Here is a 13,882-nt window from a genome sequence, read left to right as displayed (position 1 = left end):
GGTTCCTCAGAACTTCTGGTCGGTCTGGTTCGGGTTCCGGGTCTTGCCTGTCGCCGCGTCGTGCGTCTGCGCGTCCGGAGCGTCCATCGCCGGACCGACACCGATCGGGATCCCCGCCTCGGGGTGGTTCAGATCGAACGCCGGCGACTCCGACCGGATGCGCGGGATCGAGGTGAAGTTGTGCCGCGGCGGCGGGCAGGAGGTCGCCCACTCGAGCGAGCGGCCGTAGCCCCACGGGTCGTTCACGGCGACGCTGGGCGCGTGCCGCGCGGTGACGTAGACGTTGTAGATGAACGGCAGGAACGAGACGCCGAGGATCATCGCGCCGATGGTCGACAGCTGGTTCATCCAGGTGAAGCCGTCCTGCGGCAGGTACGTGGCGTAGCGACGGGGCATGCCGATGACGCCGAGCCAGTGCTGGATGAGGAACGTCGTGTGGAACCCGATGAACAGCAGCCAGAAGTGGATCTTGCCGAGGCGCTCGTTGAGCATCTTCCCGGTCCACTTGGGCCACCAGAAGTAGAAGCCCGAGAACATCGCGAACACGACCGTGCCGAACACCACGTAGTGGAAGTGCGCGACGACGAAGTACGAGTCGGACACGTGGAAGTCGAGCGGCGGCGAGGCGAGGATCACGCCCGTGAGGCCACCGAAGGTGAACGTCACGAGGAACCCGATGGCCCAGAGGATGGGCGTCTCGAACGTGACCGAGCCGCGCCACATCGTGCCGACCCAGTTGAAGATCTTCACGCCGGTCGGGACCGCGATGAGCATCGTCATGAGCGAGAACCACGGCAGGAGCACGCCGCCGGTGACGTACATGTGGTGCGCCCACACCGTCACCGACAGGGCCGCGATGGTGATCGTGGCGTAGACGAGCGTCTTGTAGCCGAAGATCGGCTTCCGGCTGAAGACCGGGAAGACCTCGGACACGATGCCGAAGAACGGCAGCGCGATGATGTAGACCTCGGGGTGGCCGAAGAACCAGAACAGGTGCTGCCAGAGCAGCGCACCACCGTTGGCAGGGTTGAACACCTGCGCACCGAACACACGGTCGAGGCCGAGTCCGAACAGCGCCGCGGCGAGCACCGGGAACGCCATCAGCACGAGCAGCGCGGTGATGAGGGTGTTCCAGGTGAAGATCGACATGCGGAACATGGTCATGCCCGGCGCGCGCATCGTGATGATCGTCGTGATGAAGTTCACGGCACCGAGGATCGTCGAGAAGCCGGTCAGGCCCAGGCCGAAGACCCACAACGTCCCGCCGAGACCTGGTGTGAACGTGGTGTCCGACAACGGCGCGTAGGCGAACCATCCGAACGAGGCGGCACCCTGCGGCGTGAGGAACCCGCCGACCGCGATGAGGCCGCCGAAGAAGTACAGCCAGAACGCGAAGCCGTTGAGGCGCGGGAAGGCGACGTCGGGCGCGCCGATCTGCAGCGGCATGATCGCGTTCGCGAACCCGGAGAACAGCGGCGTCGCGAACAGCAGCAGCATGATCGTGCCGTGCATCGTGAACAGCTGGTTGTACTGCTCCTTCGTCGCCACGACGTGCAGGCCGGGCTCGAAGAGCTGCGCACGGATCACGAGCGCCATCACTCCTGCCAGCAGGAAGTACAGGAACGAGGCGATCAGGTACATGTACCCGATCGTCTTGTGGTCCGTCGACGTGATCCAGTTGACGATGATGTTGCCCTTGCGGCCCACCCGCGAGGCCGCGAAGTCCGGCGTCGAGGTCGGGGCCGACTGGCCGACGAATGCGGAAGTGGTCATGGAGCGAGCCTTACTTCTCGGTACCGGCGGCCTGCGCGGGCGCCACGTTGTTCGGCTGGTTCGAGTCGGTGTTGTACTCGTTACCGAGCAGACCGACCTTGCCCTGGTCGCGGAGGGACGCGAGGTACGCCTGGTACTTCGCCGGCGACACGACCTTCACCTGGAAGAGCATGAGCGAGTGGTACTCGCCGCAGAGCTCGGCACACTTGCCCTGGTAGGTGCCGGTCTTCTCCGGGATGAAGTACTCGTAGTTGGTCCGGCCGGGGATCGTGTCCTTCTTGTAGAGGAAGTCGACGACCCAGAACGAGTGGTCCACGTCGCGCGAGGACAGCTCGATCTCGACCTTCTTGCCCTTGGGCAGGTAGAGGGTCGGCAGCTGGTTGGTCTTGATGTCGCCGGTGCCGTTGTCTTCTTCCTGGGCCTGGATGCCCTGGTAGTAGACCGACTTCTTGGCGTCGTTCTGGTCGATGTAGTTGAAGTCCCACGCCCAGCGCTTGGCGTACACGTGGATGGTGGCGTCGGGGTGTGCGAACGGCTTCTCGATCGCGGCCTGGTCCTTGGCGGTGAAGGCGAAGAAGCCGAGCACCAGGATGAGCGGCACGATCGTGTAGAAGATCTCGATCGGCATGTTGTAGCGGAGCTGCACCGGGAGGCCGGTCTGGCCCTTGCGGCGGCGGTAGACCACCGCGGCCCAGATGATCAGGCCCCAGGTGATGAGACCGACCGCGAGGAGGACGATCCAGCTCGTCACCCAGAGGCCGACCGTCGCACTCGTGTGGTTGGTCGTGTCCCGCGTGTGCTCGGTGCCCGGCAGCCAGCCGTTCAGCTGCTGCTGCGTACAACCGGCCAGTGCGATGACCAGACCGACGGCCACCGGGATGGCCGCCCAACGTATACGGCGATTCGAACGCACTGTTACCTCTCGCGAAGACGGTTGTCGGGACGTGACCGCATCGAATCAGCTCGACGCAGGGCTCGTTCCCAGACTGGGTGGAACACTCCTAGCTTACTCGCAGCCAGGGTGCCGACGTGCACACGCGACACGCTCGCGGGCGGCTTCGGAAGCCCACAGGTGTCGCCCAACGCAGCACGAGGGACGCCGGTCGCCCGGTCGTCCCTCGCTCGCCGCGGTGCCCCGGCAGGGCCGGTGCCCTGCGTGCGCCGCGATCGGTGCTGGTCAGTGGAAGCTGTCGCCGCACGCGCAGCTGCCCTGCGCGTTCGGGTTGTCGATGGTGAAACCCTGCTTCTGGATGGTGTCCTCGAAGTCGATGGTCGCACCGTCGAGGTAGGGCACGCTCATCCGGTCCACCACCACCTCGACCCCGTCGAACTCGGCGGTGGCGTCACCCTCGAGCAGGCGCTCGTCGAAGTACAGCTGGTAGATGAGGCCCGAGCAGCCGCCCGGCTGGACGGCCAGACGGAGCCGGAGATCGTCGCGGCCCTCTTGCTCGAGCAGGCTCGCGACCTTCGCCGCGGCCGCGTCGGACAACAGGACGCCGTGGGACGGTGCCGCGGCCGGCTTCTCGATCGTCGTGGTGGTGTCGGTCATCGCCGTCTCCCTCCGCGCGGTGCAGGTCACCGCGGCTCGTTCCGATTGTAGGCGCGCGCACCGACGCCGTGCACCGGGTCGGGCCTCCCGGGTCGTGCGGACCGGACCGGAGGCCCGACGGCGGGCCGCTCAGACGGAGCGGGTGCCGAGGCGGGCCAGCAGGATCGTCTCGGCGGCGATCGCGCGGTGCAGGACGCCCAGGTGCTGCGACTCGTTCGGGCTGTGCGCGCGGGTGTCCGGGTCCTCGACGCCGGTGACGAGGATCTGCGCGGCGGGGAACTCGGCGGCGAGGTCCGACACGAACGGGATCGAGCCGCCGATCCCCTGCTCGACCGGCTGCGCACCCCACCCCTCGGTCATGGCCGTCCGGGCCTCGCGCACGGCCCAGCCGCTCGTGTCGACGAGGAACCCGTCGCCGGTGTCGACGTCGGTGATGTCGACCCGCGCGCCGAACGGGGTGTTGGCCCGGATGTGCGCCTCCACGGCCGCGAAGGCGTCGGTCGCCGACTGCCCGGGGGCGACCCGGATGGAGACCCGCGCGGAGACCGTCGGCAGGAGTGTGTTCGACGCGTTCGCCACGCTCGGCACGTCCATGCCCGTGACGGTCACCGAGGGCCCGGACCACATGCGGCCGAGCAGCGGGCCCTCCCCCACGGGCCGGACGCCGTCGACGAACGCCGCCTCGGCCGCGAGTTGCTCCTCGCTCCGCTCGGGCACCGGACCGTCGTACCGCGTGAGCCCGGGCACCGCCACGGTGCCGGCGTCGTCGTGGAGCGACGCGAGGAGACGCACCATGGGCATCATCGCGTCCGGCACGGCACCGCCGAACATCCCGCTGTGCGACGCGTGCTCGAGCGTCGTCACCGTCAAGCGGAAGGTCACGTTGCCGCGCAGGCTCACCGTGATCGCCGGGACGTCGGTGGACCAGTTGTCACTGTCCGCGACGACGATCACGTCGGCCGCGAGGTGCTCGCGCTGCTCGCGGAGGAACGTGGTGAACGAGCGCGACCCGAACTCCTCCTCGCCCTCGACGAAGAGGACGATGCCGAGGTCGAGGTCGGCGTCGTCGACGACCGCACGCAGGGCGCGCAGCGACGCGATGTGCGTCATCACGCCGGCCTTGTCGTCCGAAGCGCCCCGCCCGTGCAGACGCTCCCCGCGGAGGGTCGGCTCGAACGGCGGCGTCTCCCACAGCGCCTCGTCACCCTGCGGCTGGACGTCGTGGTGCGCGTACAGCATCACGGTCGGTCGGCCGTTCCGCGCGCGCCGCACCGCGAGCACCGCCGGCTGTCCGAGCGCCGCGCCCCCGTCCGTTCCGGCCGTCGCGTCGGCGCCCTCGCCCTCGGCGCCCGCGATCGCGGAGCGGACGACCCGGACGTCCTCGAACACGCCCGTGGAGCGCGCGAGGTCGGCCACGGCCTCGGCACTCGCCTGGACCGCGGACGGGTCGAACGCGGACCACGACACGGAGGGGATGCGGATGAGCGCCGACAGGTCGGCGATGGTGGTCGGCAGGCCGCCCTGGACCGCGTCGCGCAGCGCGGCGAGCAGGGTCGGATCGGTCTCGGGCGCGTGCTGTGCGGAGTCGGTCATGCGGGTAATCTTGTCAGTCCGAGCAACGATCGAGGACACCGTGGCCAAGGCGCAACCCAAGACGAACACGACGGTCAACCCGTCCGACGAGGAACTCCTCGCGGCGGGCGCCCCCGCCCGGGGCAAGGGGCGACCCACCCCGAGCCGTCGGGAGCGTGAGGCCGCGAACCGGCGCCCGATCGTCGGCGCGACCCCGGCGGACCGCAAGGCCGCGCGGGCACGCCTGACGGACGACCGCGAGCGTGCTCGCGTCGGCCTGGCGAACGGCGAGGAGCGCTACCTCCCGGCCAAGGACCGCGGTGAGCAGCGCCGGTACGTCCGCGACTACGTCGACGCCCGATGGAGCGTCGGCGAGGTGATGCTCCCCCTCATGGCGGTGTTCCTCATCGTCTCGCTGGCCGTGACGGCGATCGAGGGCATCGCGTTCGTCCTCATCTGGCTCTTCGTCGCGCTGTTCCTGCTCGACGCCGTCGTCACGTTCCTCGCGCTGCGCCGTCGCATCACCGCGAAGTGGGGGTCGGGGTCGCTGCAGCGTGGCACGTTCCTCTACGTGGTGACCCGCCAGTTCCAGATGCGGTTCCTCCGACTGCCGAAGCCGCAGGTCAAGCGCGGTCAGTACCCCGTCTGACGACCGGACGGACGGGAGGCCCGGTGCACGCTCGCACCGGGCCTCCCGTCGTTCCTGCGGCCGATCAGGCGCGCGCCGCGGCAGCCGCGCGCCGCGCCGCACGCCGGTGGCGACGCCGACGCAGTCGGTTGATGCGCATGGCCCACGTCGGTCCCTCGTAGAGGAACGCCGTGTAGCCCTGCACGAGCGTCGCGCCGGCCTCGATGCGGGCCTCGACGTCGGCCTCGGTCGTCACCCCGCCGACCGCGATCACGCAGAAGTCGTCCGGTACCGCAGCGCGCACGCGACGCAGGACCGCGAGGGACCGCTCCGCGAGCGGCGCGCCGGAGAGACCACCCACGCCGAGGGCGGCGACGACGTCCTCGGCGGCGCGCAGCCCCGTGCGTTCGACCGTCGTGTTGGTCGCGATGACACCCGCGAGCCCGAGCTCCACCGCGAGTGCCGCGATCACGTCGATCTGCTCGTCAGTCAGGTCCGGTGCGATCTTCACGAGCGTCGGCACGCCCCGGGCAGCGCCGTGCACGGCCGAGAGCAGCGGCCGGAGTTGGTCGATCTCCTGCAGACCGCGGAGCCCAGGGGTGTTCGGCGAGCTGACGTTCACGGCGAGGTAGTCGGCGAACGGCGCGAGCATGCGGGTCGACTCGAGGTAGTCGTCGACGGCTTCGGCCACCGGGACGACCCTGCTCTTGCCGATGTTGACACCGATGACGGGGCGGCCCGGGAAGCGACGCGCGCGTTCGAGGCGCCGGGCGGCCCGCGCGGCACCGCCGTTGTTGAACCCCATCCGGTTCACGAGCGCTCGGTCGGCGACGAGCCGGAACAACCGGGGCCGTTCGTTCCCGGGCTGCGGTCGGGCGGTGAGCGTGCCGACCTCGACGTGCCCGAACCCCAGGAGCCCGAGCCCGATGACGCCCTTGGCGTCCTTGTCGAACCCCGCCGCCATCCCGAAGCGCGACGGGAAGTGGATGCCCATCGTCGTGACGCCGTCTGCGGCACCGGGCCGTCCGTAGCGCTCGGCCAGTCCCGCGAGCACGGGGAGCCGGGGCAGGACACGGATCACGCCGAAGGCCAGGTGGTGCGCGCGTTCTGGGTCCATCCGGGCGAACACCACCCGGAACACGACCTTGTACCCGGCCCGGAGGAGGACTTCGGCGACGCCGCTCATCCGGCGCTCGTCGCGCTGCGGCCCGCCGCCGCGTCGGCGTCGGCGTCGGCGTCGGCGTGGTGGTCGATGCGCAGTTGCTTGATGGCGTCGTCGAAGTCGTCGAGCGACTCGAACGCCTGGTAGACGCTGGCGAAGCGCAGGTACGCGACCTCGTCGAGCTCGCGGAGCGGATCGAGGATCGCGAGCCCGATGTCGTTCGCGTCGATCTGGCTCGCACCGGACGAGCGGACGATCTCCTCGACGCGCTGAGCGAGCACGGCGAGGTCGGCGTCGGTGACGGGGCGACCTTGGCACGCCTTGCGGACGCCCGAGATGATCTTCTCGCGGCTGAACGGCTCGAGCACCCCGTTGCGCTTGACCACGTTGAGGCTCGCGGTCTCGGTGGTCGAGAACCGGCGCCCGCAGTTCGGGCACTGGCGACGACGGCGGATCGACGTGCCGTCGTCACTGGTCCGGGAGTCGACGACGCGCGAGTCCGGGTGGCGGCAGAAGGGGCAGAACATGTCGCAGACGATCGTACCGGGTGGTCAGGAGCGGGCGAGGCGTGCGGCCACGGCGGCCCCGTGCGCCGGCAGCTGCTCCGCCTCGGCCAACGCCACGATGCGCGGACCGACCTCGGCGAGGGCCTCCGCGTCGTAGCGCACGATCTGCTGCGGGCGCAGGAACGTCGCCGCCGAGAGGCCGGCGCCGAACCGGGCCTGCCCGCCCGTCGGGAGCACGTGGTTCGACCCCGCGAGGTAGTCGCCGAGACTGACCGGAGCGGACGGCCCGACGAACACCGCACCGGCGCTGTCGATCTCCGCGAGCACGGCGTCGTCGTCCTCCGTCTGGATCTCGAGGTGCTCCGGTCCGTACGCGTTGCTGACCGCGGCGGCGTCCGTCAGCGAGCCGACGAGCACGACGGCCGACTGCGGGCCGCCGAGCGCCACGCGCACGCGGTCCGCGGTGGCCAGCCGGGCGAGCTGTGCCGGGATCGCGGCGTCGACCGCGTCGGCCAGGGCCTCGGACGTCGTCACGAGGACGCTGCCCGCCTGCTCGTCGTGCTCGGCCTGGCTCACCAGGTCGGCGGCGACGTACTCGGCGTCGGCGGAGGCGTCGGCGATGACGAGGATCTCGGTCGCGCCGGCCTCGGCGTCGATGCCGACGAGGCCGCGGACGAGCCGCTTCGCCGCCGCGACGTAGTTGTTACCGGGACCGGTCACGAGGTCGACCGGCTCGAGCCCGATCTCCGGCACACCGTGCGCGAGTGCCCCGATCGCACCCGCACCGCCCATCGCGTAGACCTCGTCGATGCCCAGGAGGCCCGCGGCCCCCAGGATCGTCGGGTGCACGCCGTGTCCGTGGTCGCGTTGGGGCGGGGACACGAGGGCGATCGACCGCACCCCGGCCACCTGGGCCGGCACGACGTTCATGACCACGCTCGACGGGTACACGGCCTTGCCGCCCGGCACGTAGAGGCCGACCCGACGCACGGGGCGCCACCGCTGGTGGACCTCGGCTCCGTCGGCGAGCGTGGTGATCGCGGCCTGGGGCACCTGGGCGGTGCTCGCCGCACGGACGCGCCGGATGGCCTCGTCGAGCGCGTTCCGGACCACCGGGTCGAGTCCGGCCACTGCTGCGCCGATCGCTGCCGCTCCCACGCGGACGGCGCCGGGCGCGCCCCCGTCGAACCGCTCCGCCTGCTCGCGGAGCGCGGCGGCACCGCGGTCACGGACGTCGTCCACCAGGTCACGCGCCGCGGTCGTCGCACTCGCGACGTCACCCGCGGCCCGCGGCATCAGTCGGAGGAGTTCGGCGCGGTCCGGCAGTCCGCCGCGGAGGTCGATTCGTCGCATCATGGCCAGCCCAGCCTACCGAGGCCGACCCGGTCACCGACGGCGCAGGTCACACGAGACAGGACGGTCCGAGCAGGCTCTTCAGCTCGCCGAAGAGATCCGGCGTCAACGCGACCGGGAACGGGATCTCGAAGGTGCGCGCGGCGTCCTCCTTGAGGAGCCGGAGTCGCACCTCGGTGTCCCCGTGATGACGGCCGAGCACCTTCGCCAGCTCGGAGACGGTCTCGGTCGTCGCACGCCGTTCCGGCAACGACAGCGTGAGCGGCCCCGAGCCCATGGCGTCGCCGACGTTCGGCGCGAACATGCTCACCGCGTGCAGGCTCTTGCCGTCGTCGCGCACGCTCACCCGACCCCGCAGGACGACGATGGCGTCCGCCTGGAGCATCGGGCCGAACTCCTGGTATGTCTTGCCGAGGAACATGACGCCGATCTCGGCGGCGAAGTCCTCGATCTGCACGATGCCGTACGGGTTGCCCGAGTTCTTCGACACCCGGTGCTGCACGCTCGTCAGGAGTCCGGCGACCGTCACGGTCTCGCCGTCGATGTGGTCCTCGGCCGCGACGATGTCGGCGATCGACATCGACGCGTGCTTGGCGAGCTCGACCTCGAGGCCGGCGAGCGGGTGGTCGGACACGTAGAGACCGAGCATGTCGCGCTCGAAGGCGAGCTTGTCACGCTTCGACCACTCCGGCCGCTCGGGCACCTGTGACACGGGCGCGGCGGTCTCGGCGACCTCCGCGAACAAGCTGTCGAAGTCGAACCCGACGTTGCCGTTCGCCTCGTCGCGCTTGATCTTGACCGCGGCCTCGACCGCACCCTCGTGGATCTCGACGAGCGCACGCCGGGTGTCACCGAGCGAGTCGAACGCCCCGGCCTTGATGAGGGACTCCACGGTGCGCTTGTTCGCGGCGGTGATCGGGATCTTGCGGAGGAAGTCGTGGAAGGACTCGAAGCGCCCCTTCTGCCCACGGGCCTCCACGATCGCGTCGACGACGTTGAAGCCGACGTTGCGCACGGCGCCCATGCCGAACCGGATGTCCTCGCCGACGGCGGCGAAGAACCCGATCGACTCGTTGACGTCGGGCGGCATGACCTTGATGCCCATGCGCCGACACTCGTTGAGGTACAGCGCGAGCTTGTCGCGGGCGTCGCCGACGCTGGTCAGCAGCGCCGCCATGTACTCCGCCGGGTAGTGCGCCTTGAGGTACGCCGTCCAGTAGGACACGACCCCGTACGCCGCCGAGTGCGCCTTGTTGAACGCGTAGTCGGAGAACGGCAACAGGATGTCCCACAGCGTCTTGATGGCCGCGTCGGAGTAGCCGTTGTCCTTCATGCCCTGCTCGAAGCCCGCGTACTGCTTGTCGAGCTCGGACTTCTTCTTCTTGCCCATCGCCCGCCGCAGGATGTCGGCCTGACCGAGCGAGAACCCGGCCACGCGCTGCGCGATCGCCATGACCTGCTCCTGGTAGATGATCAGGCCGTAGGTCGTGTCGAGGATGTCGGCGAGGGGCTCGGCGAGCTCCGGGTGGATGGGCGTGATCTCCTGCTCGCCGTTCTTGCGCAGGGCGTAGTTCGTGTGCGAGTTCGCACCCATCGGCCCCGGGCGGTACAGCGCGATGAGCGCGGAGATGTCCTCGAAGTTGTCGGGGCGCATGAGCCGGAGGAGCCCACGCATCGGACCGCCGTCGAGCTGGAAGACGCCGAGCGTGTCACCGCGCTGCAGCAGCGCGTAGGCCTCGGGGTCGTCGAGGGTGAGCGACTCGAGGTCGAGGTCGGTCCCCCGGTTCATCTTGATGTTGTCGATGGCGTCGCTGATGATCGTGAGGTTGCGGAGCCCCAGGAAGTCCATCTTGATCAGCCCGAGCGACTCCGCAGCCGGGTAGTCGAACTGCGTGACGATCTGGCCGTCCTGCTCGCGCTTCATGATCGGGATGATGTCGATGAGCGGATCGCTCGACATGATCACGCCGGCCGCGTGCACACCCCACTGTCGCTTCAGGCCCTCGAGCCCCAGGGCGGTGTCGAAGACCGTCCGGGCCTCGGGGTCCGACTCGACGACGGCGCGGACGTCCGCGGCCTCCTTGTAGCGCGGGTGGTCGCGGTCGAAGATGCCCGTGAGCGGGATGTCCTTGCCCATCACGGGCGGCGGCATCGCCTTCGTGAGCTTCTCGCCCATGCCGAACGGGAACCCCAGGACGCGCGAGGAGTCCTTGAGGGCCTGCTTCGCCTTGATCGTGCCGTACGTGACGATCTGCGCGACGCGCTCGTCGCCGTACTTCTCGGTGACGTACTTGATCGCCTCACCGCGGCGACGGTCGTCGAAGTCGACGTCGAAGTCGGGCATCGAGACGCGGTCCGGGTTGAGGAACCGCTCGAAGATCAGACCGTGCGCCAGTGGGTCGAGGTCGGTGATGCGCATGGCGTAGGCGGCCATGGACCCGGCACCGGAACCGCGGCCCGGCCCGACGCGGATGCCGTTGTCCTTCGACCAGTTGATGAAGTCCGCGACGACGAGGAAGTACCCCGGGAACCCCATCTGCGTGATGATGCCGACCTCGTAGTCCGCCCGCTTCCGCACGGCGTCCGGGATGCCGTCCGGGTAGCGGTAGTGCAGCCCCTTCTCGACCTCCTTGACGAACCAGGACTCCTCGTTCTCGCCCTCGGGCGTCGGGAACCGCGGCATGTAGTTCGCCGAGGTGTCGAACTCGACGTCGCACCGCTCGGCGATCGCCAGGGTGTTGTCGCAGGCGTCCGGGTGGTCGCGGAACAGGTGCCGCATCTGTGCCGGGGTCTTGAGGTAGAACTCGTCCGCGTCGAACTTGAACCGGTTCGGGTCGTTCAGCGTCGACCCGGACTGCACGCAGAGCAGCGCCGCGTGCGAGGTGGCGTCGCCCGCGTGCGTGTAGTGCAGGTCGTTCGTGGCGACGAGCGGGAGGCCGAGGTCCTTGGCGAGGCGGATCAGGTCCGTCATGATCCGCCGCTCGATGCCGAGCCCGTGGTCCATGATCTCGCAGAAGTAGTTGTCGGCGCCGAAGATGTCACGGTAGTCGGCCGCGGCCCGGACGGCCTCGTCGTACTGCCCCAGGCGCAGCCGCGTCTGGACCTCGCCCGAGGGGCACCCGGTGGTCGCGATGAGGCCCTTGGCGTACGTCGACAGGAGCTCGCGGTCCATGCGCGGCTTGAAGTAATAGCCCTCGATCGAGGCGCGGGAGGACAACCGGAAGAGGTTGTGCATGCCCTCGGTGGTCTCGGCGAGCAGCGTCATGTGCGTGTACGCGCCGGCACCGGAGACGTCGTCGCCGCCGCCGTCGCCCCATCGGATCCGGGTCTTGTCGCTCCGGTGGGTGCCGGGCGTGATGTAGGCCTCGGTCCCGATGATGGGCTTGACCCCGGCACCACGAGCCGTCTTCCAGAAGTCGAACGCGCCGAACATGTTGCCGTGGTCGGTCACGGCGACCGCGGGCATGCCCTGCGCGGCGGTCTCGCCGACGAGCTGTCCGATCCGCGCCGCGCCGTCGAGCATGGAGTACTCGCTGTGCACGTGCAGGTGGACGAAGGAGTCGCTGTCCGCCACGGAACCTCCGGCGATCGATGCTCTGACCTGGTCCGGGAATCGTAACGGGCACGGACGACATCGCGTGGTCGGGCCGCGCGGGTTCAGCCCTCGCGGACGAGTTCCAGGGCGTGTCGCAGGTCGTCCGGGTACGCCGCCTCGAACTCGACCCAGACGCCCGTGCGGGGGTGCTCGAAGCCGAGCCGGACGGCGTCGAGCCACTGCCGCGTCAGCCCGAGTTCCGCGCTGAGCACCGGGTCGGCGCCGTACGTCGTGTCCCCGACGCACGGGTGCCGGGTGGCCGCCATGTGGACGCGGATCTGGTGGGTCCGGCCGGTCTCCAGGTGGACCTCGAGCAGTGTGGCCGCACGGAACGCCTCGAGGGTCTCGTAGTGCGTCACGCTGGGCTTGCCGTCCGCGACGACCGCGAACCTCCAGTCGCTCGAGGGGTGGCGGCCGATGGGGGCGTCGATGGTGCCGGAGGTGGGATCGGGATGCCCCTGCACGAGCGCGTGGTAGACCTTGTCGACCGTCCGCTCCTTGAACGCGCGCTTGAGCGCCGTGTACGCCAGCTCCGTCTTGGCCACGACCATGAGGCCGCTCGTCCCGACGTCGAGCCGGTGCACGATGCCCGCGCGTTCCGCCGCACCCGAGGTCGCGATCGTGAACCCCGCCGCCGCGAGGCCGCCGGGCACCGTCGGCCCGTCCCAGCCCGGCGACGGGTGCGCCGCGACACCGACCGGCTTGTCCACGACCACGATGTCCTCGTCGTCGTACACGATCGTCATGCCGGGCACCGCCATCGGGACGACCCGCGGCGACTCCTTCGGCGACCACTCGACCTCGAGCCAGCTGTCGGCGTGCAGGCGGTCCGACTTGTCGACGACGACACCGTCGACCCGGACGCCGCCGGCGGCGACGACGTCCGCGGCGAACGACCGGCTGAACCCCAGCAGTTTGGCGATGGCCGCGTCGACACGCTCGCCCGCGAGCCCGTCGGGCACGGGCAGGCTGCGCGACTCGCTCACGTCGCGTCGTGCCCGAGCGACGGCCTGGAGGCCCGGTCCCCGTCCGCCGGTCCGCCCGCGGTCGCGTCGGGTGCGGCCCCCACGGCGGACGTCGCCTCGCTCGTGACCGCGGTGGCTCCCCCGTCCGTGGCCGGCGCCGCCCCGGGGACGCGCCCCTGGGCCTCCCGGTCGTCCGTGCCGGCACGGTCGTCGGCGCCGGCGCGGGCGGCCTGGGTCCGCTTGGACGGCGTCCGCGTGCCGTCGAGGTTCACGCCGAGCAGCGTGAGCACGACGAAGATCGCCATGCTGATGCAGATGAACGAATCGGCGATGTTGTAGATCGCCGGCATCATCCACGGGGTGTAGATGAAGTCGACCACCTGGCCGCGCCCGAAGCCCGGCGGCCGCGTCAGGCGGTCCGTCAGGTTCCCGAGGGCACCGCCGAGCAACATGCCGAAGAGCACGGCCCACCAGAGGGAGCGGATGCGCCGCGCCGTGATCACGATCGCGACGACCACCGCGGCGGCGACGATCGAGAAGATCCAGGTCTGACCCGTGGCGAACGAGAACGCGGCGCCGGGGTTCGTGACGTAGTGCAGCTGCAGGAGCCCGCCGAGCACCGGCACGGTCGCGCCGTAGGTCAGGTGGGCGACGACGAGCGCCTTGACGACCTGGTCGAGTGCGTAGACGCAGACAGCGGCGAAGGCCAGTGCCGCGATCGCGCGGACACTGACCTTCGCCGGACGTTCGGCTGGTGCAGCCGGATGGGGCTGGGGCAA

The 13,882-nt window shown here is 70.1% G+C and carries 11 protein-coding genes; 1 reads left to right on the top strand and 10 read right to left on the bottom strand.

Features of this window, described 5'->3' with window-relative positions; all coding sequences use genetic code 11:
- Nucleotides 1–6: 6 nt before the first annotated feature.
- The 4 genes from ctaD to DEI88_RS06385 all read right to left on the bottom strand — a co-directional run bounded on the left by ctaD (nucleotide 7) and on the right by DEI88_RS06385 (nucleotide 4,915).
- On the bottom strand, nucleotides 7–1,773 hold the full coding sequence (gene ctaD, locus DEI88_RS06400) for an aa3-type cytochrome oxidase subunit I (protein ID WP_111012618.1): 1,767 nt from the start codon (nucleotides 1,771–1,773) through the stop codon (nucleotides 7–9).
- 10 nt (nucleotides 1,774–1,783) lie between these two features.
- On the bottom strand, nucleotides 1,784–2,686 hold the full coding sequence (ctaC, locus tag DEI88_RS06395) for an aa3-type cytochrome oxidase subunit II (RefSeq protein WP_111008649.1): 903 nt from the start codon (nucleotides 2,684–2,686) through the stop codon (nucleotides 1,784–1,786).
- Nucleotides 2,687–2,950: 264 nt separating this feature from the next.
- Nucleotides 2,951–3,322 (bottom strand): HesB/IscA family protein, encoded by a 372-nt coding sequence (locus tag DEI88_RS06390; RefSeq protein WP_111008933.1) that lies wholly within the window; start codon nucleotides 3,320–3,322, stop codon nucleotides 2,951–2,953.
- A 129-nt stretch (nucleotides 3,323–3,451) separates the two neighbouring features.
- The gene (locus tag DEI88_RS06385; RefSeq protein ID WP_111071714.1) at nucleotides 3,452–4,915 is read right to left on the bottom strand and encodes a dipeptidase; all 1,464 of its coding nucleotides are present in this window, start codon (nucleotides 4,913–4,915) and stop codon (nucleotides 3,452–3,454) included.
- 40 nt (nucleotides 4,916–4,955) lie between these two features.
- Between DEI88_RS06385 and DEI88_RS06380 the strand changes: the two genes are divergently transcribed.
- Nucleotides 4,956–5,543: a DUF3043 domain-containing protein gene (locus DEI88_RS06380; protein ID WP_258372165.1), complete on the top strand. Its 588-nt coding sequence runs from the start codon at nucleotides 4,956–4,958 to the stop codon at nucleotides 5,541–5,543.
- A 64-nt stretch (nucleotides 5,544–5,607) separates the two neighbouring features.
- On the opposite strand, the gene DEI88_RS06375 is transcribed toward DEI88_RS06380, so the two are convergent.
- The 6 genes from DEI88_RS06375 to lspA all read right to left on the bottom strand — a co-directional run bounded on the left by DEI88_RS06375 (nucleotide 5,608) and on the right by lspA (nucleotide 13,882).
- Nucleotides 5,608–6,708 carry a quinone-dependent dihydroorotate dehydrogenase gene (locus DEI88_RS06375; RefSeq protein WP_111071713.1) on the bottom strand — a complete coding sequence of 367 codons (1,101 nt, stop codon included), beginning with the start codon at nucleotides 6,706–6,708 and terminating at the stop codon, nucleotides 5,608–5,610.
- Complete coding sequence (gene nrdR, locus DEI88_RS06370; protein WP_111036767.1) at nucleotides 6,705–7,211, bottom strand: transcriptional regulator NrdR; 507 nt, start codon at nucleotides 7,209–7,211, stop codon at nucleotides 6,705–6,707. The genes DEI88_RS06375 and nrdR overlap by 4 nt, the downstream gene beginning before the upstream one ends.
- Before the next feature lie 24 nt (nucleotides 7,212–7,235).
- Nucleotides 7,236–8,546 (bottom strand): histidinol dehydrogenase, encoded by a 1,311-nt coding sequence (gene hisD, locus DEI88_RS06365; RefSeq protein WP_111071712.1) that lies wholly within the window; start codon nucleotides 8,544–8,546, stop codon nucleotides 7,236–7,238.
- Between the two features lie 46 nt (nucleotides 8,547–8,592).
- Nucleotides 8,593–12,066, bottom strand: coding sequence for a DNA polymerase III subunit alpha (gene dnaE / locus DEI88_RS06360; RefSeq protein ID WP_502866979.1), 3,474 nt, complete (start codon nucleotides 12,064–12,066; stop codon nucleotides 8,593–8,595).
- Nucleotides 12,067–12,200: 134 nt separating this feature from the next.
- Nucleotides 12,201–13,124: an RluA family pseudouridine synthase gene (locus DEI88_RS06355; protein ID WP_111071710.1), complete on the bottom strand. Its 924-nt coding sequence runs from the start codon at nucleotides 13,122–13,124 to the stop codon at nucleotides 12,201–12,203.
- On the bottom strand, nucleotides 13,121–13,882 hold the full coding sequence (lspA, locus tag DEI88_RS06350) for a signal peptidase II (protein ID WP_258370074.1): 762 nt from the start codon (nucleotides 13,880–13,882) through the stop codon (nucleotides 13,121–13,123). The genes DEI88_RS06355 and lspA overlap by 4 nt, the downstream gene beginning before the upstream one ends.

It is taken from the genome of Curtobacterium sp. MCBD17_003 (assembly GCF_003234885.2).
Classification (GTDB): domain Bacteria; phylum Actinomycetota; class Actinomycetes; order Actinomycetales; family Microbacteriaceae; genus Curtobacterium.
Note: the sequence above shows the minus strand (reverse complement) of the source record. Positions and strands in the feature narration are given on the sequence as shown.

Excerpts from the sequence above, each read along its gene's own strand:
- DEI88_RS06375 (WP_111071713.1), bottom strand. The coding sequence starts at position 6,708 with ATGAGCGGCGTCGCCGAAGTCCTCCTCCGGGCCGGGTACAAGGTCGTG.
- dnaE (WP_502866979.1), bottom strand. The coding sequence starts at position 12,066 with ATGCTCGACGGCGCGGCGCGGATCGGACAGCTCGTCGGCGAGACCGCC.
- DEI88_RS06385 (WP_111071714.1), bottom strand. The coding sequence starts at position 4,915 with ATGACCGACTCCGCACAGCACGCGCCCGAGACCGATCCGACCCTGCTC.
- ctaD (WP_111012618.1), bottom strand. The coding sequence starts at position 1,773 with ATGACCACTTCCGCATTCGTCGGCCAGTCGGCCCCGACCTCGACGCCG.
- nrdR (WP_111036767.1), bottom strand. The coding sequence starts at position 7,211 with ATGTTCTGCCCCTTCTGCCGCCACCCGGACTCGCGCGTCGTCGACTCC.
- DEI88_RS06390 (WP_111008933.1), bottom strand. The coding sequence starts at position 3,322 with ATGACCGACACCACCACGACGATCGAGAAGCCGGCCGCGGCACCGTCC.
- hisD (WP_111071712.1), bottom strand. The coding sequence starts at position 8,546 with ATGATGCGACGAATCGACCTCCGCGGCGGACTGCCGGACCGCGCCGAA.